At 73.7% G+C, this 22,955-nt stretch carries 19 protein-coding genes; 13 read left to right on the top strand and 6 right to left on the bottom strand.

The annotated features are described in order from the left end of the window. Positions 1 to 53 precede the first annotated feature (53 nt). From rpsO to EUA98_RS02910, 5 genes are all read left to right on the top strand, one after another. Positions 54 to 323 carry a 30S ribosomal protein S15 gene (gene rpsO / locus EUA98_RS02890; protein ID WP_130101165.1) on the top strand — a complete coding sequence of 90 codons (270 nt, stop codon included), beginning with the start codon at positions 54 to 56 and terminating at the stop codon, positions 321 to 323. Positions 324 to 528: 205 nt separating this feature from the next. Beyond that, entirely contained in the window at positions 529 to 2,745 is a 2,217-nt protein-coding gene (locus EUA98_RS02895; RefSeq protein WP_130101166.1) for a polyribonucleotide nucleotidyltransferase, read from the top strand. Position 2,746: 1 nt separating this feature from the next. Beyond that, positions 2,747 to 4,087, top strand: coding sequence for a M16 family metallopeptidase (locus tag EUA98_RS02900; RefSeq protein WP_130101167.1), 1,341 nt, complete (start codon positions 2,747 to 2,749; stop codon positions 4,085 to 4,087). 11 nt (positions 4,088 to 4,098) lie between these two features. Beyond that, a complete protein-coding gene (gene dapB / locus EUA98_RS02905; protein WP_255424261.1) occupies positions 4,099 to 4,887 on the top strand; it encodes a 4-hydroxy-tetrahydrodipicolinate reductase in 789 nt (262 codons plus the stop codon). A gap of 6 nt (positions 4,888 to 4,893) precedes the next feature. Next, on the top strand, positions 4,894 to 5,355 hold the full coding sequence (locus EUA98_RS02910) for a hypothetical protein (protein ID WP_130101168.1): 462 nt from the start codon (positions 4,894 to 4,896) through the stop codon (positions 5,353 to 5,355). A 32-nt stretch (positions 5,356 to 5,387) separates the two neighbouring features. On the opposite strand, the gene EUA98_RS02915 is transcribed toward EUA98_RS02910, so the two are convergent. The 4 genes from EUA98_RS02915 to EUA98_RS02930 are packed head-to-tail and all read right to left on the bottom strand — an operon-like array spanning position 5,388 to position 8,540. Beyond that, positions 5,388 to 5,945, bottom strand: a complete 558-nt coding sequence (locus EUA98_RS02915) for a GNAT family N-acetyltransferase (RefSeq protein ID WP_130101169.1) — start codon at positions 5,943 to 5,945, stop codon at positions 5,388 to 5,390. A gap of 44 nt (positions 5,946 to 5,989) precedes the next feature. Continuing rightward, positions 5,990 to 6,292, bottom strand: coding sequence for an AzlD domain-containing protein (locus EUA98_RS02920; RefSeq protein WP_130101261.1), 303 nt, complete (start codon positions 6,290 to 6,292; stop codon positions 5,990 to 5,992). Between the two features lie 11 nt (positions 6,293 to 6,303). After that, entirely contained in the window at positions 6,304 to 7,014 is a 711-nt protein-coding gene (locus tag EUA98_RS02925; protein WP_434063470.1) for an AzlC family ABC transporter permease, read from the bottom strand. Between the two features lie 53 nt (positions 7,015 to 7,067). Then, positions 7,068 to 8,540, bottom strand: a complete 1,473-nt coding sequence (locus EUA98_RS02930; protein ID WP_130101171.1) for an NAD-dependent succinate-semialdehyde dehydrogenase — start codon at positions 8,538 to 8,540, stop codon at positions 7,068 to 7,070. A gap of 86 nt (positions 8,541 to 8,626) precedes the next feature. Here EUA98_RS02930 and EUA98_RS02935 point away from each other — a divergent pair, with 86 nt between their 5' ends. The 8 genes from EUA98_RS02935 to EUA98_RS02970 all read left to right on the top strand — a co-directional run bounded on the left by EUA98_RS02935 (position 8,627) and on the right by EUA98_RS02970 (position 17,123). Then, positions 8,627 to 9,430 carry a thymidylate synthase gene (locus EUA98_RS02935; RefSeq protein ID WP_130101172.1) on the top strand — a complete coding sequence of 268 codons (804 nt, stop codon included), beginning with the start codon at positions 8,627 to 8,629 and terminating at the stop codon, positions 9,428 to 9,430. Further along, positions 9,427 to 9,990, top strand: coding sequence for a dihydrofolate reductase (locus EUA98_RS02940; RefSeq protein WP_130101173.1), 564 nt, complete (start codon positions 9,427 to 9,429; stop codon positions 9,988 to 9,990). The genes EUA98_RS02935 and EUA98_RS02940 overlap by 4 nt, the downstream gene beginning before the upstream one ends. 36 nt (positions 9,991 to 10,026) lie before the next feature. Next, positions 10,027 to 10,965: a 4-hydroxy-tetrahydrodipicolinate synthase gene (gene dapA / locus EUA98_RS02945; protein ID WP_130101174.1), complete on the top strand. Its 939-nt coding sequence runs from the start codon at positions 10,027 to 10,029 to the stop codon at positions 10,963 to 10,965. Positions 10,966 to 10,982: 17 nt separating this feature from the next. Continuing rightward, a complete protein-coding gene (locus EUA98_RS02950; RefSeq protein ID WP_130101175.1) occupies positions 10,983 to 12,671 on the top strand; it encodes a ribonuclease J in 1,689 nt (562 codons plus the stop codon). 96 nt (positions 12,672 to 12,767) lie between these two features. Next, the gene (locus EUA98_RS02955; protein ID WP_130101176.1) at positions 12,768 to 15,413 is read left to right on the top strand and encodes an FtsK/SpoIIIE family DNA translocase; all 2,646 of its coding nucleotides are present in this window, start codon (positions 12,768 to 12,770) and stop codon (positions 15,411 to 15,413) included. Between the two features lie 68 nt (positions 15,414 to 15,481). After that, positions 15,482 to 16,063, top strand: coding sequence for a CDP-diacylglycerol--glycerol-3-phosphate 3-phosphatidyltransferase (gene pgsA / locus EUA98_RS02960; RefSeq protein ID WP_130101177.1), 582 nt, complete (start codon positions 15,482 to 15,484; stop codon positions 16,061 to 16,063). Positions 16,064 to 16,080: 17 nt separating this feature from the next. Then, positions 16,081 to 16,602, top strand: a complete 522-nt coding sequence (locus tag EUA98_RS02965; RefSeq protein ID WP_242511236.1) for a CinA family protein — start codon at positions 16,081 to 16,083, stop codon at positions 16,600 to 16,602. 173 nt (positions 16,603 to 16,775) lie between these two features. After that, positions 16,776 to 17,123: a helix-turn-helix domain-containing protein gene (locus EUA98_RS02970; RefSeq protein ID WP_130101178.1), complete on the top strand. Its 348-nt coding sequence runs from the start codon at positions 16,776 to 16,778 to the stop codon at positions 17,121 to 17,123. A gap of 32 nt (positions 17,124 to 17,155) precedes the next feature. On the opposite strand, the gene EUA98_RS02975 is transcribed toward EUA98_RS02970, so the two are convergent. After that, positions 17,156 to 17,959, bottom strand: coding sequence for a DNA-formamidopyrimidine glycosylase family protein (locus tag EUA98_RS02975; RefSeq protein ID WP_130101179.1), 804 nt, complete (start codon positions 17,957 to 17,959; stop codon positions 17,156 to 17,158). An 18-nt stretch (positions 17,960 to 17,977) separates the two neighbouring features. Then, the gene (locus EUA98_RS02980; protein ID WP_130101180.1) at positions 17,978 to 22,948 is read right to left on the bottom strand and encodes an ATP-dependent helicase; all 4,971 of its coding nucleotides are present in this window, start codon (positions 22,946 to 22,948) and stop codon (positions 17,978 to 17,980) included. Positions 22,949 to 22,955: the final 7 nt, after the last annotated feature.

Genomic DNA, 22,955 nt, shown 5'->3' on the forward strand with positions numbered 1-22,955 from the left:
CGCTCGGGTGGATATGCCCCAGAGCACCGCGCAGCGAGACAACTAGGAGAGCCGTGCCCCTCGAAGCAGCCAAGAAGCAGTCCATCATGACGGATTTCGCCACGCACGAGGGCGACACCGGATCCCCGGAGGTCCAGATCGCGATGATGACGCAGCGCATCACCGACCTGACCGCGCACCTCCAGGAGCACAAGCACGACCACCACAGCCGTCGGGGCCTGCTCCTCATCGTGGGTAAGCGTCGCCGCATGCTCAGCTACCTCAAGCGCATCGACATCAACCGGTACCGCGCCCTCATCGGGCGCCTCGGCCTGCGTCGCTAGTCACGCCACACCAGCCCGGACCTCACCGAGGTCCGGGCTGGCCCCGTGTGGGGCCTCGCGCCCCGCGCACACGGAGTTGGAGAAACCACGCGTCGTCCCGGCCCGTGGAGGTCCTCGGTAGTGGCTCGCGAAGGCACGGCTTTCGCGGACCTCGATCGAAGATCGCCGCGGACTGTCGGCGCCTTCACGAAAGAGGAGGGTACCCATGGAGGGTCCCGAGATCGAGTTCAGCGAAGCCATCATCGACAACGGCAAGTTCGGGACGCGCACCGTGCGTTTCGAGACCGGCCGCCTCGCCCGTCAGGCCGCCGGCTCCGCCGTCGCGTACCTGGACGGCGACACCATGCTGCTGTCGGCCACGACGGCCGGCAAGTACCCCAAGGACCAGTTCGACTTCTTCCCCCTGACGATCGACGTCGAGGAGCGGATGTACGCCGCGGGTCGCATCCCCGGCTCGTTCTTCCGCCGCGAGGGCCGCCCCTCCACCGAGGCGATCCTGGCCTGCCGCCTGATCGACCGCCCGCTGCGCCCCACGTTCGCCAAGGGCCTGCGCAACGAGGTGCAGGTCGTCATCACCGTCATGGCACTCAACCCCGACGACGCGTACGACACGCTCGCGATCAACGCCGCGTCGCTGTCGACGCAGCTCTCCGGCCTGCCGTTCACCGGCCCGATCGCCGGCGTGCGCATCGCGCTCGTCGACGGCCAGTGGGTCGCCTTCCCGAAGTACACCCAGAAGGAGCGGGCCGTCTTCGAGATGGTCGTCGCCGGTCGCGTCGTCGGTGACGACGTCGCGATCATGATGGTCGAGGCCGAGGCCACGAACGACTCGTGGAACCTCATCAGCGAAGGCGCCACCGCGCCGACCGAGGCCGTCGTGGCCGAGGGCCTCGAGGCCGCCAAGCCGTTCCTCAAGGCGCTCTGCGACGCGCAGGCCGATCTGGCCGCTCGCGCCGCCAAGCCGGTCCGCGAGTTCCCGCGCTTCCTCGACTACCAGGACGACACCTACGCGGCCGTCAAGGCCGTCGTCGAGGCCGACCTCACCGTGGCGCTCACCATCGCGGACAAGCAGGACCGCGAGAACCGCCTCGACGAGATCAAGGCTGCGGCGCTCACGCAGCTCTCCGGCGAGTTCGCCGGTCGCGAGAAGGAGCTGTCGGCCTCGGTTCGCGCCCTGACCAAGGCGCTCGTGCGTCACCGCGTCCTCACCGACGGCGTGCGCATGGACGGCCGCGGGCTCGCGGACATCCGCACCCTGTCGGCCGAGGTCGAGGTCCTGCCGCGCGTGCACGGTTCGGCGCTGTTCGAGCGCGGCGAGACCCAGATCCTGGGCGTCACCACGCTGAACATGCTCCGCATGGAGCAGCAGCTCGACACGCTCTCCCCGGAGACGCGCAAGCGCTACATGCACAACTACAACTTCCCGCCGTACTCGACCGGTGAGACCGGTCGCGTGGGTTCGCCCAAGCGTCGCGAGATCGGACACGGCGCGCTCGCCGAGCGGGCCCTCATGCCGGTGCTGCCCACGCGTGAGGAGTTCCCCTACGCGATCCGCCAGGTCTCCGAGGCGCTCGGCTCCAACGGCTCGACGTCGATGGGCTCGGTCTGCGCCTCGACGCTGTCGCTGCTCAACGCCGGTGTCCCGCTCAAGGCGCCCGTCGCCGGCATCGCGATGGGCCTCGTGTCCGACGTGTTCGAGGGCAAGCCGCGCTACGCGGCCCTCACGGACATCCTCGGCGCCGAGGACGCGTTCGGTGACATGGACTTCAAGGTCGCCGGAACCCGCGACTTCATCACCGCGATCCAGCTCGACACCAAGCTCGACGGCCTCCCGGCCTCGGTCCTGGCTGCCGCGCTGACCCAGGCGCGCGACGCACGGCTCGCGATCCTCGACGTCCTGGCCGAGGCCATCGACGTCCCGGACGAGATGTCCCCGTTCGCGCCCCGCGTCATCTCGGTGAAGGTCCCCGTCGACAAGATCGGCGAGGTCATCGGCCCGAAGGGCAAGATGATCAACCAGATCCAGGAGGAGACCGGCGCCACGATCTCGATCGAGGACGACGGCACGGTCTACATCGGCGCCACCGACGGACCGTCGGCGGAGGCCGCCCGGGCGGCGATCAACGCGATCGCCAACCCGATGATGCCGGAGATCGGCGAGCGTTTCGTCGGCACCGTCGTCAAGACGACGCCGTTCGGCGCCTTCATCTCGCTGTCCCCGGGCAAGGACGGACTGCTGCACATCTCGCAGATCCGCAAGCTGGTGGGCGGCAAGCGCGTCGAGAACGTCGACGACGTGCTGTCCATCGGCCAGAAGGTCCAGGTCGAGATCGGTGAGATCGACCCGCGCGGCAAGCTCTCGCTGCACGCCGTCGTGGACGAGGACGCGGCCGACGCGGCCCCGGCCGACGCCAACGCCTGACGTGCCACTCGCATTCGAGCTCGTCGCGCCCGGTGATCCGGGCAGCGAGCTCACCGCCGGGCAGGACGGCGACGCGATCGTGCGTCGTTCCGTCCTGCCCGGCGGGGTGCGGGTCCTCACCGAGCTGATGCCGGGCGTTCGCTCGGCCACGGTCGGTGCCTGGGTCGGGGTGGGGTCGCGCGACGAGCGCGACGGCCACCACGGCTCGACCCACTTCCTCGAGCACCTGCTGTTCAAGGGCACGACCCGTCGCTCCGCCATGGACATCGCCGAGGCGTTCGACGCCGTCGGCGGCGAGGCCAACGCCTCGACCGGCAAAGAGCACACCTGCTACTACGCCCGGATCCTCGATGACGACCTGCCGATGGCGGTCGACGTCATCACGGACATGGTCAGCTCGCCGCGGCTCGACGCCGACGAGCTCGAGACCGAACGTGGCGTGATCCTCGAAGAGCTCGCGATGAACGACGACGACCCGTCCGACGTCGTGCATGAGCTGTTCGCCACCGCCGTGCTGGGGGAGCACCCGCTCGGCCGGCCCATCGGTGGCACCCCCGACACCATCAAGGCCGTGCCCCGCGCCGCCGTGTGGGAGCACTACCGCGAGCACTACAACCCCCGCACGCTCGTCGTCACGGCCGCGGGCAGCGTCGACCACGACGCGCTGTGCGCGCAGGTGCTCGGCGCGCTGACCGACGGCGGCTGGGACGCGTCGTCGTCGTCGGCCCCGACCGCCCGGCGCGTCGGGGTGGACGCACCCGACGCGATCGCGGGCATCCCCACCCAGGGTGCGCAGGTCACGGTGCGTCGCACGACCGAGCAGGCCAACGTGATCATCGGTGGCACCGGGCTGGTCGCCACCGACCCGCGGCGGTACACGCTCTCGGTCCTCAACGCGGCGCTCGGCGGCGGCATGTCGTCGCGGCTGTTCCAGGAGATCCGCGAGAAGCGCGGGCTGGCCTACTCCACCTACTCGTTCGCGTCCGGCCACGCCGACACCGGCATCTTCGGCCTGTACGCCGGGTGCGCCCCGGCCAAGGTCGACCAGGTGACCTCGCTGCTCGAGGAGGAGTGGGAGCGCCTCGCGAACGACGGCATCACCGCCGGCGAGCTCACCCGGAGCATCGGGCAGCTCTCAGGCGGCCTCGTGCTCGGCATGGAGGACTCCGGCGCGCGGATGAGCCGGCTCGGCAAGGCGGAGCTGGTCTTCGGCGAGCTCACCAACCTCGACGAGTCGCTCGAGCTCATCCGGGCGGTCACGGTGCAGGACGTGCGCGACCTCGCGGCGGACCTGGCCGCCCGCCCACGCTCGGTCGTCCGCATCGGCCCGTTCGGCGACTAGGGTTTCGTGCCGTGAGCGCGCAGAGCCTGTCGAACGACCAGCCGGACCCCGACCGCACCCGGGTCGTGGTGCTCGGGGCGAGCGGGCGGATGGGACGGACCGTGGTCGCCGCCGTCGAGGGCGCGCCGGACCTGACCCTGGTCGCCGCGCTCGATGCCGGCGACGAGCTCGCGGTGCTGCCGTCGCTGCGGGCCCAGGTGGCGGTCGACTTCACCGTCCCGTCGGCGACCGAGGCGAACGTGCACGCGCTGATCGATGCGGGCGTGCACGCCGTCGTGGGCACGACCGGGTGGACCGACGAGTCGCTCGAGCGCGTGCGCGCGCACCTGACCCGCGCGCCGGGGATCGGGGTCGTGATCGCCCCGAACTTCGCCCTCGGCGCGGTGCTGGCCATGACCTTCGCCGCGACCGCCGCCCGGTACTTCGAGTCGGCCGAGGTCATCGAGCTGCACCACCCCGACAAGGTCGACGCCCCGTCGGGCACTGCTCGGCACACCGCCGCCGCGATCGCCGCCGCGCGCGCCGACGCGGGTCTCGGCGCGGTCCCCGACGCGACCACCACCGCCCTGGAGGGTGCACGGGGCGCCGACGTCGACGGCGTGCGCGTGCACAGCGTCCGTCTGCGGGGGCTGGTCGCGCACGAGGAGATCCTGTTCGGCAACCCGGGGGAGCAGTTCACGATCCGGCACGACTCGTTCGACCGGGTCTCCTTCATGCCGGGGGTGCTCCTCGCGGTGCGCGCCGTCGGCGGTCGGCCGGGCCTGACGGTCGGCCTCGATCACCTGCTCGACCTCGGCTGACCGGCCATGACCGCGATCCGACGGCGCTGGCTCCCTCGGCTGGGGGCCATGGCCCTGACCGGGCTGCTCGGGCTCTACGTGGCCCTCGTCGCGTCCCGCGCGGTCGCGCTGATGCGCACCGGCGAACCGGTCGGGGTGGCGCTCGGGGTCGCGTTCCTCGTGCTCCCCGTGATCGCGATCTGGTTCGTGGTGCGCGAGTGGCGGCTGGCGGTCGCGGGCCAACGGATGGCGGACGAGCTCGCAGGGCAGGGCGAGCTCCAGGTCGATGACCTGCCGCGCTCGCCGAGCGGGCGCATCGACCGGGCCGCCGCGCGGGTGGCGTTCGAGGACGTCCGGCGCGAGGCCGAGGCGAACCGTGGCGACTGGGCCGCCTGGTACCGGCTCGCGTTTGCGTACGACGCCGCGGGGGACCGCAAACGCGCCCGGGAGGCCCTGCGCCGCGCGGCCGGGCTGCACCGCGCGGGCTGAGCACGTCAGGTCGGCGAGTACCGCTCGGCGACCTACAGCTCGGCGGACCAGCGGTGCTCGGACACGGTGCGGTCCGGGGTCGGGCCGGTAGCGAGCTCCCGGGTGGTGTCGTCCGGGCCGAGACCGGACGAGCGCAGGAACTGCGCTCGTGCGGAGTCGCCGTCGAGGACCCAGGCGACGAGATAGGTCGCACCGTCCTGCCGCAGCAGGTCGACCGTGGCCGCGAGGAGCCGCGAGCCGTGGCCGGTGCGCTGAGAGCGCTCCGCGACCTCGAGCGCCAGCAGCTCGCCGCCGGGGGCCGCGAGCGGCGTCGCCTCGTCCGCCGACAGGGGCCGCACGGACGCGAAACCGACGACCGTGGCGCCCTCGCACGCGGCGAGCACGCGGTATCCCGCCCCGGGCGGCGTGCGGATCGCGGCCGCCCAGCGCGCCTCGAAGACCGCCGGGTCCAGGCTGTCGAGGGCCGCCGATCCGAGCACGTCGGCATGCCCGGACCGCCAGGCCGCGAGCTGGATCTCGGTGATGGACACCTCGTCACCGGGTACCGCCGGGCGGACCGAGACGTCGGCGTGCTCGCTGAACAGGGCCATCAGCGGGCCGGGACGAGGGAAGGAGGCATGGGCACGGGGGCAGGCTATCCCAGCGCGCGCAGGCCGGCGGCGGTCGCTGCCGCAGCGATCACCACGACGATGAACGGCGCGCGCAGGGCGAGCGCCACGGCGGCCACGACCAGCGCGGGCAGGCGCGCGTCGAGCACGACGTGGTACCCGGAGGTCAGGGTCTGCACCGCCACGAGCGCCGCGAGCAGCGCGACGGTCACGAGTGACGCGGTGCGAGCGACCCGCGGGTCGGCGAGCCAGTGCTCGGGCACGAGGTGGCCGACCAGCTTGAGGGCGAAGACCACGCCCGAGGCTGCCAGGAGGGCGAGCCAGGTCATCGTCCCGGTGCTCACGAGACCTCCCGCAGATCGGCGGCGGCCTGCTGCCGGGGCGTCTGGGGCCGGGTCCAGCCGATCACGACCGCCACGAGGGCGGCCGCGAGCACGCCGACCCCCGGGGGCGTGATCGGCGTCAGCCCGAGGGCGACGACGACGGCCGCCAGCGCGGTCAGCTGCGCGGTCCGCCCGGCCAGGCGCGGCCACACCAGGGCGAGGAACGCGGCCGGCGCCGCGGCGTCGAGCCCGTACCGGCGAGGATCCCCGAGGGCGTCGCCGAGCACGGCCCCGGCCACCGTGCAGGCGTTCCAGGCCACGAACACCCCGATCCCGGTCCACCAGAACCCGGCCCGGTTCGCGAGCGGCGTCGGCTGCGCCGTGCCGACCGCGGTGGACTCGTCGATCGTCAGGTGGGCCGCGAGCGGGCGTCGCCAGCCGGTCGCACCCAGCAGGGGGGCGACCCGCACGCCGTAGAGCGCGTTGCGCGCCCCGAGCAGCCCGGCGGTGGCCACGGCCGCCAGCGGCGTGCCGCCCGCGCCGAGGACACCGATGAACGCGAACTGCGAGCCGCCCGAGAACATCAGGGCGCTCAGGGCGATCGTCTGCGGCAGGCTGAGGCCCGCGGCCACGGCGAGCGCGCCGAACGAGACGCCGTACAGCCCGGTCGCCACGGACACGCTCACGGCCTGCCGGACGGCGGTCCGGGCGCGGGGATCGTCGATCACGCGGGTCAGGCTATCGTCGCCGCGTTCCTGACCCCCTCGCGGTCCAGACGTCCTTACAGCGCCACGTACACGCTCTCGAGGTACTCCTCGATGCCGGCCTCGCCGCCCTCGCGCCCCAGGCCCGAGGACTTCACGCCACCGAACGGCGCGCTCGCGTCGGAGACCATGCCGCGGTTGAGCCCGAGCATCCCGGCCTCGATCTGCTCGGCGACCCGGAAGGCGCGCCCGATGTCGCGCGTGTAGGCGTAGGCGACCAGCCCGAACTCGGTCGAGTTCGCCATGGTGAGCGCCTCGTCCTCGTCGGCGAACGTCACGATCGGTGCGACCGGCCCGAAGACCTCCTCACGCACGATCCGCGAGTCGGGGCTCACCCCGGTGAGCACCGTGGGCTCGTAGAACCAGCCGGCCCGGCGGGGGCGGTCGCCACCCGTGGTGACCCGAGCGCCGTCGTCCACCGCCTCGGTGACCCACCGGTCGACCCGGTCGACGGCCTTCTCCTCGATCAGCGGGCCGACCGTGGTGCCCACGGACGCCCCGTGCCCGACGACGAGCGCCTCGAACGCGGCCGTCAGCCCCGCCGCGAACTCCTTCGCGACCGACTCGTGCACCAGGAACCGGTTCGCCGCGACGCAGGTCTGACCGGCGTTGCGCATCTTGGCGGCGACCGCGCCGGTGACCGCGGCGGGGATGTCGGCGTCCTCGAACACGAGGAACGGCGCGTTGCCGCCGAGCTCCATCGAGGTGCGCAGCACGCCCTCGGCCGCGCCGCGCAGCAGCACGCGGCCGACCTCGGTCGAGCCGGTGAACGAGAGCTTGCGCAGCCGGGAGTCGGCCAGCAACGGTTCGACCAGCCGGCTCGACGACGACGTCGGCACGACGTTGATCACCCCGGTGGGCAGCCCCCGCTCGGCGAGCTCGGCCCGGACGACCTCGGCGAACAGCGCCGTCGTCAGCGGGGTGAGCCCGGCCGGCTTGATCACGACGGTGCACCCCGCGGCGAGCGCGGGGGCCACCTTGCGGGTGATCATCGCGATCGGGAAGTTCCACGGCGTGATGAGCAGCGCGGGGCCGACCGGCCGGCGCAGCACGAGCTGGCGGTTGGCACCCGACGGCGCGGTGCGGGTCAGCCCGTTGATCCGCACGGCCTGCTCGGAGTACCAGCGCACGTACTCCGCGGCGTAGACCACCTCCGCGCGGGACTCGGCCAGCGGCTTGCCGCCCTCGGCGGTCACCAGGGCCGCGAAGTCGTCGATCCGGGCGATCAGGGTCTGGAACACGGCCCGCAGCAGCTCGCCGCGTTCCCGCGGGGCCACGGCGCGCCAGGCGGGCAGGGCGGCATCGGCCGCCGCGAGGGCCGCGAGCCCGTCCTGCGGGGTCGCGTCGGCCACGTCGAAGAGGATCTCGCCGGTGCCGGGATCGCCGACGGGGAACGTCCCGCCCCCGGTCGCGGGGCGCCAGGCCCCGTCGATGAGCAGGCCGGTCGGGAGGTGTGCCGCCACGGTGGGGGGCAGGGTCGGCGTCGACATAGGCGTCAGTATTGCCCCCCGGCGCCGCCAGCGCCGCACGAATCCGCCCGAAGCTGCCCGAAGCCGCACGACCTAGGATGACCGGCATGACTCGACCGGTGCGGACCCAGTACGAGGACCTGCTGCGACTGGTCCTCACCGACGGCACCCCGAAGGCGGACCGCACCGGGACCGGGACCCGGAGCGTGTTCGGCCACCAGATGCGGTTCGACCTGGCCGAGGGGTTCCCGCTGGTGACGACCAAGCGCGTGCACCTGAAGTCGATCGTGTACGAGCTGCTCTGGTTCCTGCGCGGGGACTCGAACGTCGCGTGGCTGCAGGAGCACGGCGTGAAGATCTGGGACGAGTGGGCGGGGCCCGACGGCGAGCTCGGCCCGGTCTACGGGGCGCAGTGGCGCGCGTGGCCGACGCCCGACGGACCGGTCGACCAGATCACCCAGGTGCTCGAGACGCTGCGCACCGACCCGGACTCGCGCCGCATGATCGTCTCGGCCTGGAACGTCGCCGAGATCCCGAAGATGGCGCTCGCGCCGTGTCACGCGTTCTTCCAGTTCTACGTCGCGGACGGCCGGCTGTCCTGCCAGCTCTACCAGCGCAGCGCCGACCTGTTCCTCGGGGTGCCGTTCAACATCGCGAGCTACGCGCTGCTCACCCACATGGTCGCGGCGCAGACCGGCCTCGAGGTCGGCGAGTTCATCTGGACCGGCGGCGACTGCCACATCTACGACAACCACGTCGACCAGGTGCGCGAGCAGCTCTCCCGGGAGCCGTACCCGTTCCCGACGCTCGAGCTGACGCCGGCCCCGTCGATCTTCGAGTACTCCTTCGAGGACGTGACGATGCGCGACTACCGGCACCACCCGGCGATCAAGGCCCCGGTCGCGGTATGACCGCGCCGCACCTGGCGCTGATCTGGGCCCAGGCCCGCCCGGCCGACGGCGGCGGTGCGGTGATCGGCCGCGACGGCGGCATGCCGTGGCACCTGCCCGAGGACCTGGCGCACTTCCGCGCCCTGACCACCGGGCGGCCGGTGATCATGGGACGGTCGACCTGGGAGTCCCTGCCGCCGCGGTTCCGGCCGCTGCCCGGTCGCGCGAACATCGTCCTGACCCGCCGGGCCGGCGCCACCTTCGCGGGCGCGGCGGTGGCGGCCGACGTCGACTCGGCCGTCGCGCTCGCCGGCGCGCTCACCCCGGGCACCGCCTGGGTGATCGGCGGTGCCCAGCTCTATGCCGCCACCATCGCCCGGGCCGACCGGCTCGAGGTCACCGAGCTCGACCTCACGCTCGAGCCGGCTGCGGGGGATGTCCGCGCACCCGAGATCGGCGACCACTGGCGCGTGGTGGCGACCGAGCCCGCCGCCGTCGGCCCTGCACCGGCGTGGCACACGTCGAGCACCGGACTGCGTTACCGGTTCGTCTCCTACGAGCGGGCGACCGCCGCCGGCTGACACCCGCCCGGGGTGGCGCGCGGTAGTTTGGGGACCATGCCGGCCGCCACGACCCCCACCTCCCCTGCCCGCCCGTCGGTGCCTGCGCGCCCGTTCGGCGCGGTGCTCACCGCGATGGTCACCCCGATGACGGTGGCGGGCGAGGTCGACGTCGACGCGGCCGTCCGGCTGGCGACGCACCTCGTGGACCATGGGCATGACGGCCTGGTGCTCAACGGCACCACCGGGGAGTCGCCCACCACGCACGCGCCGGAGAAGGCCGACCTGATCACCGCCGTCGTGGCCGCCGTCGGCGACCGGGCCGTCATCGTGGCCGGGGCCGGCTCCAACGACACCAAGCACGCCGTGCGGATGGCCGAGCAGGCCGCCGCCGCGGGGGCGCACGGCCTGCTCGTGGTGAGCCCGTACTACTCGCGGCCCTCGCAGGAGGGCGTCTACCGGCACACGGTCGCCGTCGCGGACGCCACCGGCCTGCCGGTCATGCTCTACGACGTGCCCGGCCGCACGGTCGTGCGGTACGCGCCCGAGACCCTCGACCGGCTGGCGGCCCACGACCGGATCGTCGCGGTCAAGGACGCGACCGGGGACGTCTTCGCCGCCGCCCGCACGATGGCCCGCACCGACCTCGCCTTCTACTCCGGTGACGACGCGCTCAACCTGGCGTTCCTCGCCCATGGCGCGGCCGGCGTGGTGAGCATGGCCGGGCACCTGGTCGGCGACGAGCTGGCGGCCCTCGTGCGTGCCGTGGATGCGGGTGACCTCGTCGCGGCGCGCGCGGTCTTCGTCTCGATGCTCCCGGCGATCGACGTCATCTGCGGGTCCGGGAACGGGGTCGTGCGGTCGAAGACCGCCCTCGAGCTGCTCGGGCTGATCCCCGGCCGCACCGTGCGGCTGCCGCACGTCGAGGCCGACCCGGACGAGGTCGAGGTGGTCCGTGCCGCCCTGCTCGCGGCCGGCCTGCTGCCCGCGACCTGACCGGCCCGGGAACCGCCGTGTCGCACCCGCACCCCGAGCTCGGTCCGCCGCCCCCGCTCGCCGAAGGGGCACTGCGCATCGTCGCCCTGGGCGGGCTCGGCGAGATCGGTCGCAACATGACCGTGCTCGAGCACGCCGGGCGGCTGCTCGTCATCGACTGCGGGGTGCTCTTCCCGGAGGACACCCAGCCCGGCGTCGACCTGATCCTGCCGGACTTCAGCTACCTCGACGGCCGGCTCGAGGACATCGAGGCGATCGTGCTCACGCACGGTCACGAGGACCACATCGGTGCGGTGCCGTACCTGCTGCGCCTGCGCGGTGACATCCCCATCGCCGGGTCCCAGCTCACGCTCGCCTTCCTCGAGGCCAAGCTCGCCGAGTTCCGGCTCGACTCGCTGACCATGGAGGTCGCCGCCGGGCAGACCGAGCGGTTCGGCCCGTTCGAGTGCGAGTTCGTCGCCGTCAACCACTCGATCCCGGACGCGCTCGCGGTCGCGGTCCGCACCGCCGCGGGGACGGTGCTGCACACGGGTGACTTCAAGATGGACCAGCTCCCGCTCGACGGCCGGCTGACCGACCTGCGCGCGTTCGCGCGGCTGGGGGAGGCGGGAGTGGACCTGTTCATGGTCGACTCCACCAACGCGGAGGTCCCCGGCTTCGTGGCCCCCGAGCGCGAGATCGCTCCCGTGCTCGACGTCGTCTTCGCGGCGGCGACCGGTCGGATCGTCGTGGCGTCGTTCTCCTCGCACGTACACCGGGTGCAGCAGGTGGTCGACGCCGCAGCGCGCCACGGTCGCCGGGTCGCGTTCGTCGGCCGGTCGATGGTCCGCAACATGACGATCGCGGGCGCGCTGGGGTATCTCACCGTCCCCCCGGGCGTCCTGATCGAGCAGAAGCTCGCCGGCAGCATGCCCGACGACGAGATCGTGCTCATGTGCACCGGCTCGCAGGGGGAGCCCATGGCAGCCCTCGCCCGGATCGCGACCAAGACCCACCAGCGGATCTCGGTCGGCCCGGACGACACCGTGATCCTGGCGTCCTCGCTCATCCCCGGGAACGAGAACGCGGTCTACCGCGTGATCAACGGCCTGACCCGGCTCGGGGCGAAGGTCGTGCACGGCGGGAACGCCAAGGTGCACGTCTCGGGGCACGCCTCCGCGGGGGAGCTCCTGTACTGCTACAACATCGTCCGGCCCCGCAACGTGATGCCGGTGCACGGTGAGGACCGCCACCTGGTCGCGAACGCGGCGCTCGCCGTGCTCACCGGGGTCCCGGCGCAGAACGTGGTCGTCGCGCAGGACGGCGTCGTGATCGACCTCGCCGACGGGCTCGCCCGGGTGGTCGGCGCGGTGCCCTGCGGCTACGTGTACGTCGACGGCTCGAGCGTCGGGGGGATCACCGAGGCCGAGCTCAAGGACCGCCGGATCCTCGGTGAAGAGGGCTTCATCTCGATCTTCGCCGTCGTCGACACCGCCACGGGCCGGGTGCTCGCCGGCCCGCACATCCAGGCGCGCGGGTTCGCCGAGGCCGACGAGGTGTTCGACGAGATCCTGCCCCAGGTCGCTGCGGCGATCGAGGGGGCGACGGTGGGCGGCGCCGCCGACGTCCACCAGCTGCAGCAGGAGGTCCGGCGCGTCGTCGGGAAGTGGGTGTCCTCGCAGCTGGGGCGCCGGCCGCTGATCGTCCCGGTGATCGTCGAGGCGTAGCGCCCGAGCGCCGTCGACCGGGACCGGGCGAGGAACGTGGAGCTATTTGCGGGTGTCCTGAGCGCCGGTGCGAGGTGCCGCGGGTACCTTGGCACCATGGCCACCCGTGCGACTCCTTCCGGGCGATCCGCCCCAGCGCCGCGTGCGCGGACCACGACGGCCCGTAGTGCGGCCTCGGGCGGTTCGCCGACGCGCCCGGTCAAGCGTGCACCGCAGCCCGATCGGCCCGTCCAGTCGGCGCTGCCGGTGCGCGTGATCCGCGGCATCTGGATGGGCTGTGCCCACCTCATCGGCGGCACGGCGCGCCGGATCGGCCGGGACGCGCGCGACCTGGACCCTGCGCACCGCCGGGACGGCATCGCGTTCGCGCTGGTCGGCCTCGCGATCGTCGTGGCCGCGCGGGAGTGGGCGGGACTTGCCGGCTCCGCCGGGAACGGCATCCATGCAGCCGTGGCCGGCACGTTCGGACGCGTCGGGCTGGTCCTGCCGCTCGTGCTCATCGCCCTCGCCGTGCGCCTCATGCGGCACCCCGATCGCACCCAGGCCAACTCCCGGGTCACGATCGGTCTGTCCGCGATCGGGCTCGCCGCCTGCGGCCTGGTGCACGTCTCGGCGGACCTGCCCGATCCCGCCGACGGGCTCGCGCCGGTCCGCGATGCCGGCGGGGTCATCGGGTACCTGATCGGTACCCCGCTCGCGAGCGCGCTGACCTCCTGGGTGGCGGTCCCGCTGCTCGTCCTGCTCGCCTTCTTCGGGGTGCTCGTGGTCACGGCGACCCCCGTGAACCTCATCGGCACCCGGCTGCGCGCCGGCTACGACCGGCTCACCGGCAACACCGGCACGGACGACGACGCCGACGACGGTCCGCTCGTCATCAACGCCGGGCACACCGCGACCGACGAACCCGAGAAGCCCGCGAAGCGGGGGATCCGGCGTGCCCTGGCGGGCCGGCGCAAGGCGGTGGCCGTCTCGGACGCCGACCTGCTCGACGCCTATGAGGCTGACGAGGCGTTCAAGCGCGCGGCGGTCGTCGAGGCCGCGCGTGTGGCCGAGGAGGAGGCCGAGCCGGCCCCCGACACCACCCCGACCGCGATCCTCGATCGCGCCTCCAAGCCGGCCGCCCGGGACCTCGTCGCGCCCCCCACGACCGGCGTGCCGCGCGGCGAGCAGCCGATGCTCGAGGGCGACATCGTCTACTCGTTGCCGTCCGACGAGGTGCTCGGCAAGGGCCCGCCGCACAAGGTCCGCTCGGCCGCCAACGACCGCATCGTCGAGGCCCTGACCACCGTGCTCGACCAGTTCGAGATCGACGCGCACGTCACGGGGTTCATGCGCGGCCCGACGGTCACCCGGTACGAGGTCGAGCTCGGCCCGGCCGTCAAGGTCGAACGGGTCACCGCCCTGAGCAAGAACATCGCGTACGCGGTCGCGAGCGCCGACGTGCGGATCCTGTCGCCGATCCCCGGCAAGTCGGCGATCGGGATCGAGATCCCCAACACCGACCGCGAGATCGTCTCGCTCGGCGATGTGCTGCGGTCGTCCGCGGCCCGGCGCAGCGAGCACCCCATGGTCATCGGCGTCGGCAAGGACGTCGAGGGCGGCTACGTCGTGGCCAACCTCGCGAAGATGCCCCACCTGCTCGTGGCCGGTGCCACCGGCGCGGGCAAGTCGAGCTTCGTGAACTCGATGATCGTCTCGATCCTCATGCGCTCCACCCCCGACGAGGTCCGCATGGTGCTGGTCGACCCCAAACGGGTCGAGCTGACGATCTACGAGGGCATCCCGCACCTCATCACGCCGATCATCACGAACCCGAAGAAGGCCGCCGAGGCGCTCGAGTGGGTCGTGCGCGAGATGGAGTCGCGGTACGACGACCTCGCCCTGTTCGGCTTCAAGCACCTCGACGACTTCAATGCCGCCGTGCGCGCGGGCAAGGTCAAGCCCCTGCCCGGGAGCCAGCGCAAGATCGCGCCGTACCCCTACCTGCTCATCGTCGTCGACGAGCTCGCCGACCTCATGATGGTCGCCCCGCGCGAGGTCGAGGCCTCGATCCAGCGGATCACCCAGCTGGCCCGCGCGGCCGGGATCCACCTCGTGCTGGCGACCCAGCGTCCGAGCGTCGACGTGGTCACCGGCCTGATCAAGGCGAACGTGCCCTCCCGGCTCGCGTTCGCGACCTCGTCGCTGACCGACTCGCGCGTCGTGCTCGACCAGCCCGGCGCCGAGAAGCTCATCGGTCAGGGCGACGCGTTGTTCCTGCCCATGGGCGCGGCGAAGCCGATGCGCACCCAGGGGGCGTGGGTCACCGAGAGCGAGATCCACGCCGTCGTCGAGCACGTCAAGTCCCAGCTCAAGCCGGTCTACCGCGAGGACGTCGCCGTCGCGGTGGTCCGCAAGCAGGTCGACGAGGACATCGGCGACGACCTGGACCTGCTGCTGCAGGCGGCCGAGCTCTGCGTCACGACGCAGTTCGGCTCGACCTCGATGCTGCAGCGCAAGCTGCGGGTCGGGTTCGCCAAGGCCGGCCGGCTGATGGACCTGCTGGAGTCGCGGGAGATCGTCGGGCCGTCCGAGGGTTCGAAGGCCCGCGAGGTGCTGGTCGGGGTGGACGATCTGGCCGCGACGCTCGCGATGCTGCGCGGTGATCCCGAGCCGGTCGGCGAGCGCACGTACGACCAGGCGGAGCTCACGGCCCGGATGCCCGCGGTCGCCACCGACTACCACGACGAGGTCGAGGACTGACCGTCCGCCTCGACCGCCCGGCGGGGGCGGTGGCGGTGACCGGCGGATGGAACGCCTACGCTGGTCGGGTGGTCAAAGCAGCCCCTTCCCAGTGGAACGTCGCAAACTACGTGACGATCGGGCGCATCGCGCTCGTCCCCGTCTTCGCGGCAGCGCTGCTCGTCGACGGCGGTCAGTCGGTCGGGTGGCGGCTGATCGCGACCGCGATCTTCGTCGCCGCCGCGCTCACCGACAAGGTCGACGGCTACCTCGCGCGACGCCACAACTTGGTCACCAACCTGGGGGCGATCCTCGACCCGATCGCCGACAAGCTGCTCATCGGCACCGCACTCGTCATCCTCTCGGCGTTCGGCGAGCTGCCCTGGTGGGTCACCGTCGTCATCCTGGCCCGCGAGCTCGGCATCACCGTGCTCCGGTTCGTGCTGCTCCACCGCCAGATGAACCTGCCGGTGTCCCGTGGCGGCAAGTGGAAGACGGTCCTGCAGTCGGTGGCGATCTCGATCTACCTCCTCCCGCTCAGCGAGCTGCCATCCTGGGCCCAGGTCGTCGCCGGGATCGCCATGGGGCTCGCGGTCACGGTGACCGTGGTGACCGGCGCCGACTACGTCCGCCAGGCGATCGCGCTGCGTCACCGCGCGCCGACCCGCTGACGCGCGGAGTCGTCCCCGTGCCGCCCCTGATCCATCCGCTCGCGCGCGAGCTCCTCGCGGCGCTGGTGGCCCATGGCTGGACCGCTGCGGTGGCCGAGTCGCTCACGGGTGGTCTCGTGACGGCCACGCTCGTGGACGTGCCCGGCGCGTCGCGCTCCGTGCGCGGCGCCGTGGTCGCCTACGCGACCGACCTCAAGGCCGGGCTGCTCGGGGTCGACCCGGACCTGCTTGCCGCGCGGGGCGCGGTCGATCCGGAGGTCGCAGCGGCGATGGCCACCGGCGTCCGCACCGCGCTGGGGGCCGACGTCGGGCTGTCCACGACCGGGGTCGCCGGGCCCGAGTCGCAGGACGGGAAGCCGCCCGGCACGGTGCACGTCGCCATCGCCACCCCGGCCGGTGTCAGGGTGGCCTCGGCCGTCCTGCCCGGCGACCGGGCGGCTGTGCGGGCCGCGACGCGGGACCTCGTCCTGGGACTTGCGATCGAGGTTCTTGCCGGTACGGGAACAGGCGAGCCGCTCGACTCGTTGGATGAATTGTGATGCAGAACAGACCGACCAACCGCGCACCCGAAGTTACTGTCCGTGGCCCGGGGTACGGTAGGAATCTCCCCACCAGGGGACACGCCAACGCCACTGTGGCGACTCGCCGGTCCGCCGGACCGAGCACAGCAGTGGTGGCGGCGCTCGAACGGGACACGAAAGGGGGACGCCCCATGGTTGTACTTCGCCGTGAGATCGGTGATGTGCTGCGGGATGCCCGCCAGCGACAGGGTCGAACCCTTCGTGAGGTGTCCTCGGCCGCTCGGGTCTCTTTGGGTTACCTGAGCGAGGTTGAACGGGGTCAGAAGGAGGCGTCGTCGGAGCTGCTCGGCAGCATCTGCGTCGCGCTGGCGATCCCGTTGTCGATCGTGCTTCGTGAGGTCAGCGAGCGAATTGCCGTGGCGGAGGGCCTGTCGATCCCCGACACCGTCCCCGTCGAGCTGTCGGCGTCGTTGCGCGGCTCGGGTGAGTCCGGTCTGGGTCGTGGTCGCCTTCGGGGCGAGCTCGCGCCTGTCGGCTGAGTCTTCCTCGGGCGGGCTCATTGCGGGCCGCCTCACCTCGCTACGCGGGGTTGGCACGTCGGGCAGTAGTAGACGGGCCGGTCAACGGGTGGTTGGAACGCGCGTCCGACCCGGATCCTCGTACCGCACCGCCGACATGGTGCACGGCCTCGTCCGTGCACCATCGTCGTGCGCCCGGGCGTGGTGTCACCCGTGGCCGTGGGTGACCGTGCCTCGACCGAGCGGGCCATCAGCGCTCGCGCGGTGAGCAGGATCGCCCCGAGGTCGTCGATCCGGTCCACCGGGGTCCACGGCCACAGTCGCCGGGCGAAGAGCGACTCGGCGGTGTAGATCGTCCCGATCCCGGCCGCGACCCGTTGATCGAGCAGGACCTCCGCGATCGGCGCCCCGCCCCGCACGGCGATTCTCGCCAGCGCCTCGGCCAGGCCGGACGTCGGAAAGTCGGGGGCGAGCAGGTCCGGGCCGAGGTGTCCGATGAGGTCGTGCTCGTCGCGGGTCGCGACGACGTCGAGCATCCCGATGCGGGTGCCGACCGCCGTCCACGTCTGTTCGCCCAGCACGACACGCACGAACGGCCCGCGCGCGGCGGCGGCGGGTGCTCCGGTCCGGGCGAGCGCCCACGAGCCCTCCATGCGCAGGTGCGTGTGGAGCGTGCGCCCGTCGTCGAACCGCGTGAGCAGGTGCTTGCCGTACGAGACGGTGCCGAGCACGGTGCGGCCGACGAGGACCACCTCGGCGGCCGTGGGCCATCGCAGCTCGGCGCGGGTCAGCACCCGGCCGGCGATCCCCTGGTCGAGGCGAACGGCGGTCCGCCGCAGGATGTCACCCTCCGGCACGGAGCCCCCTGCGCGGCCTCATGGCTGCCCCCGCAGACGCAGGCCACGTGGCGTCGGCGCGAAGCCGGCTCCGGTCAGCGCGCGGCCCAGCGGGTTGTGCAGGCTCGCCCCGCCCAGCAGCGCCGTGCCGTCGCCGCGCTGCACGGTCATCCGCCCGAGCCGACCCGTCCGGGCCGTCCCGGCCAGCAGGCTCGCGGCGGCGGCGAGCAGGGCGTCGTCGGCGCAGAAGGACAGCAGCGTGCGTCCGCCCCGTTCGACGTACAGCACGAGCGCACCGTCGACCAGCACCACCACGGCGCCGGCCTTGCGCCCGGGCCGGTGGCGGGCGGCGTCTCCCGCGCCGGGCGGGTCGCTGGCCGGTCCCGCGCCGTCGGCGGCACCGGTGAGCAGCGGAACCGGCCAGGCCAGCGCCGCGCCGTAGGGGTTGGCCGGGTCGGTCGCGGCGAGCAGCACGGCAGCGGCCGGCCCGCCGCTGGTCTCGCCGTCCGGATCTGCGGCCTCCTTCGCGTCGGCACGGAGCTGGTCGACGGCGCCGGGCAGCGCGAACTGCGAGCCGCCGAGGTGCTCGACGAAGTACCCGCGGCGCACCTGCCCGGCCTGCTCGAGGGCGGCGAGCACGCGGTAGACGGCGCCGAACTGCCCGGAGATCCCCTCGGCGGGCGCGACCGCCCGGGTGACGATGCCGTGCCGGTCGAGCAGCTGTGCGGCCAGCGCGTGCGCGCGGACGGTCGGGTCGACTTCCCGCGCCGGCAGCAGCGACCAGCGACCACCGGCTTCCTGCCCGACCCCCAGCACGGCCGGGCGCGCCTGGCCGCCGCGCAGCCCGAGCCGCGAACCGCGCACCAGCGCGCGGGCGCGCGGTGCCGTCGGATTCGGCCGGTGCGTGGTGCCCCGGCCGCCGCCGGAGCCGAGGCGGGCCCGCAGCGGTGTCAGCCCGTCGTTGGTCACGTACCCCGCCCACACGAGGTCCCAGACGGCCGTCACGAGCGAGGTCTGCGAGAAGCTCACCGGCGCGCTCGGCACCGCATCGACCGCCGCGTCGCCCGTGCCGGGGGTCGAGGCGCCGGCCAGCAGCGCCTCGACCCGCGCCGCGAGGCCCCCGAAGAAGTAGGCGCCGCCATCGGCGAGCGCGGCCAGGACGGCGCGGTGCACCGGGGTGTCGATCGCGCCCCCGCCCGCCAGCTCGGTCGGCGTCCGCAACGTGAGATCGGCCGTGCTGGCCGGGTGCAGGCTCACCAGTCCGTCCCGCGCGGCGAGCGGGGCATGTCCGGCCCAGAGCACCTCGCCGGCCGCGGTCAGCTCGTCGAGCATCGCCGGCGAGTAGTCCCGGACGCGTGCCGGCAGCACGTGCGTCTCGAGCGCGGAGGCCGGCACAGCGACACCGGCGAGCTGTTCGACCGCGCGCGCGACCCCCTCGACGCCGCGCAGCCGCCCGACCCCCTGCCACCGAGGCAGGAAGACGCCGAGCGCCCGGGCGTCGACGGGTTCGACCTCGGCGCGCAGGGCCGCCAGGGAGCGTCGCCGCAGGCGCCGCAGCACCTCGACCTCGCAGAACTCGTCCCCGGTGCCCCCGAGCACGTCGGGCCGCAGCCGTCCGGACGCGAGCACCCCGGCCGCCTCGAGGCGCCGCAGCGCGTCGGTCGCGACGGCGATCCCGATCCCGAACCGCCCCGCGACCTGCGCCGCGGGGAACGGCCCGTGCGTGCGCGCGTGGCGGCGCACGAGGTCGCCCAGCGGATCGGGCAGGACCTCCGTGAAGACCTCGGGAACACCGACGGGCAGGGCCACCCCGAGGGCGTCGCGCAGCCGCCCCGCGTCCTCGACCGCCGCCCACTGCTCGGCGCGATCCGGGGCGAGCCCGCCGATCCGCACCCGGATCACCCGGCGGGCGGCCTCGAGCTCGGTGAGCCATGCCTCGACCCCGGCGCGGACGTCCTCGCGCGTGCGCGCCGCGACGTCGGCCGTCGGCAGCGGGCCCTGCCGGCGCACGAGGTCGGCGACGTCCTCAAGGTGCCGGGCCTGGCGGTCCGGGGCCAGGCCCGCGAGCTCGGCCTCGGTCTGCAGCACCGCGACCGGATCGAGCAGGTCTGCCAGCTGGGACGCCCCGCCCTGACCGAGCAGCTCGGCCAGCAGCGTCGGGTCGAGCGTGAGCGCGGCAGCCCGGCGCTCGGCGAGGGGTGCGTCGCCGTCGTACAGGAACTGCGCGGTGTACCCGAACAGCAGGGACTGGGCGAACGGCGACGGCGACGACGTCGTGACCTCCACGAGCCGCACGCGCCCCGCCGCTACGTCCCGCATGAGCTCGGTGAGCGCGGCGACGTCGAAGTCGTCCTGGAGGCACTCGCGCACGGCCTCGAGCAGGATCGGGAAGTCCGGGTACTGCGCGGCCACGCTCAGCAGCTGGGCCGAGCGCTGGCGCTGCTGCCACAGCGGCTGGCGGCGGTCGGGCCGCCGTCGGGGCAGCAGGAGGGCGCGCGCGGCGGCCTCCCGGAACCGCGCCCCGAACATCGCCGACCCGCCGAGCTCGCCGCGGACCGCGTCGGCCACCTCGTCCGGGTCGATCAGCAGGTCGGCCGCGTCGACGGCGGGGCCACCGTCGCTCGTCCACGCCTCGGCCTCACCCCCGGCGAGCATGTCGGGCAGCCGCAGCACGATCCCGTCGTCGGCGTGCATCGCGGCGGCGTCCACGCCGTACCGCTGGCGCATCCGGGCGGCGATCACCAGGGCCCACGGGGCGTGCACGCGCGCCCCGTACGGCGAGTGCACCACGACCCGCCAGTCGCCGATCTCGTCGCGGAAGCGCTCGACGATGATCGTCTGGTCGTCGGGCACGTGCCCGGTCGCCTCGCGCTGCTCGCGCACGTAGGCGAGCAGGTTGTCACCCGCCCACGCGTCCAGGCCGGCGCGCTCCACCGCGGCGCGCGCCCCGTCGGCCGGCAGGTGACCCAGCTCGCGCACCCAGGCTCCCATGGCCCGGCCCAGCTCGGCCGGCCGGCCGGGGGAGTCGCCCTTCCAGAACGGCAGCCGGCCCGGGACCCCGGGCGCGGGCGTGACCAGGACCCGGTCGGGCGTGATGTCCTCGATCCGCCAGCTGCTCGAGCCGAGCGTGAAGGTGTCGCCGACCCGCGACTCGTAGACCATCTCCTCGTCGAGCTCGCCCACCCGCTTGCCGCCGCGCGGACGCCCGGCCGACCGGTCCTCGTCCGCCGGTACGTCGACGCCCCCTGGGACGGGCGCCCCGCCGGACGCGAGGAACACGCCGTACAGGCCGCGGTCCGGGATGGTGCCCCCGCTGGTGACCGCGAGCCGCAGCGCGCCGGGCCGGGCCGTGAGCACGTCGGTGGTGCGGTCCCACACGACCCGGGCCCGCAGCTCGGCGAACTCCTCGCTCGGGTAGCGACCCGACAGCAGGTCGAGGACGGCGGTCAGCGTCGCGTCCCCGAGCCCCGTGAACGGGGCCGCGCGCCGCACGACGGCGGCGATCTCGGTGACCGTCCAGTCCTCGACCGCGACCATGGCCACGATCTGCTGCGCGAGCACGTCCAGCGGGTTGGCGGGCACCGCCAGCCGCTCGATCTCGCCCCGCCGCATCCGGCCGGCGACCACCGCGGCCGGGACGAGGTCGCCGCGGAAGGTCGGGAAGATGACCCCGCGCGACACCGCGCCGACCTGGTGGCCCGCGCGTCCCACGCGCTGCAGCCCGCTCGCCACGGACGGCGGTGCGCCCACCTGCACCACGAGGTCGATCGCACCCATGTCGATACCGAGCTCGAGCGACGACGTCGCGACGACCGCCGGCAGCCGCCCCGCCTTGAGCTCGGTCTCCGTGCGGGTCCGCTCGGCGCGGCTCATCGACCCGTGGTGGGCGCGCGCGAGGATGCGGGTCGCGTCGGACGTGTCGATGCCCACGGCGGTGCCCGACTGGGCCGGCGCGGCGGCGGGCCGCAGCGTGCCGGGATCGGGCACGTCCTCGCCCTGCCGGGTGGCCCAGACCTCGTTCATCCGCGCCGTCAGGCGTTCGGCGCCGCGCCGGGAGTTGGTGAACACGAGGGTCGAGCGGTGCGCGGCCACCAGGTCCACGACACGCTCCTCGACGTGCGGCCAGATCGACGGCCGGGCGGGGGACCCGGCGGCCGGTCCGGACAGGTCGATCTCGCCGCCGATCTCGCCGGCGGGCCCGCCGGGGAGCGCCGCGGTGGCGAGGTCGGCCAGGTCGGGCACGGGGACGACGACGTCGACCACGATCTGCTTGGTGGACGGCGGCTGCACGACGACGACCCGGCGGCCCCCCTCGGTCGGGGTCCGTCCACCGCCGAGGAACGCGGCGACCGCCTCGACCGGCCGGATCGTGGCCGACAGCCCGATCCGTTGCGCGGGCGCCGGGAGCAACGCGTCGAGCCGCTCGAGCGACACCGCGAGGTGGGCCCCGCGCTTGGTCCCGGCGACCGCATGGATCTCGTCGAGGATGACCGTGCGCACCCCGGCCAGGCCCGCGCGCGCCGCGGAGGTCAGCACGAGGTACAGCGACTCCGGGGTGGTGATGAGGATGTCCGTGGGGCGGGTCGCGAACGCCCGCCGCTCCGCCGGGGGGGTGTCGCCGGTGCGGATCCCGACGGTCACCTCGGGGACGGTCAGCCCGAACCGGGTCGCGGCCTGCCGGATACCCACGAGCGGTGAACGCAGGTTGAGCTCGACGTCGGAGGCCAGGGCCTTGAGCGGCGACACGTACAGCACGCGGCAGCGGTCGGCCGGGTCGGTGACCACCGGCAGGTCGGGTCCGGGGGCGATCAGGCCGTCCAGCGCCCAGAGGAACGCGGCCAGCGTCTTGCCCGAGCCGGTCGGCGCCACCACCAGCGCGTGGTCGCCCGCCGCGACCGCCGCCCAAGCCCCCGTCTGCGCCGTCGTCGGCCCCGCGAAGGCACCGCTGAACCAGGCACGGGTCGCGGGGGAGAAGCCCGCGAGCGGGTCGAGATCAGGGTGCGAGGTCACCTGCTCA

The sequence above is a fragment of the Pengzhenrongella frigida genome (genome assembly GCF_004168625.1).
Lineage (GTDB): Bacteria > Actinomycetota > Actinomycetes > Actinomycetales > Cellulomonadaceae > Pengzhenrongella > Pengzhenrongella frigida.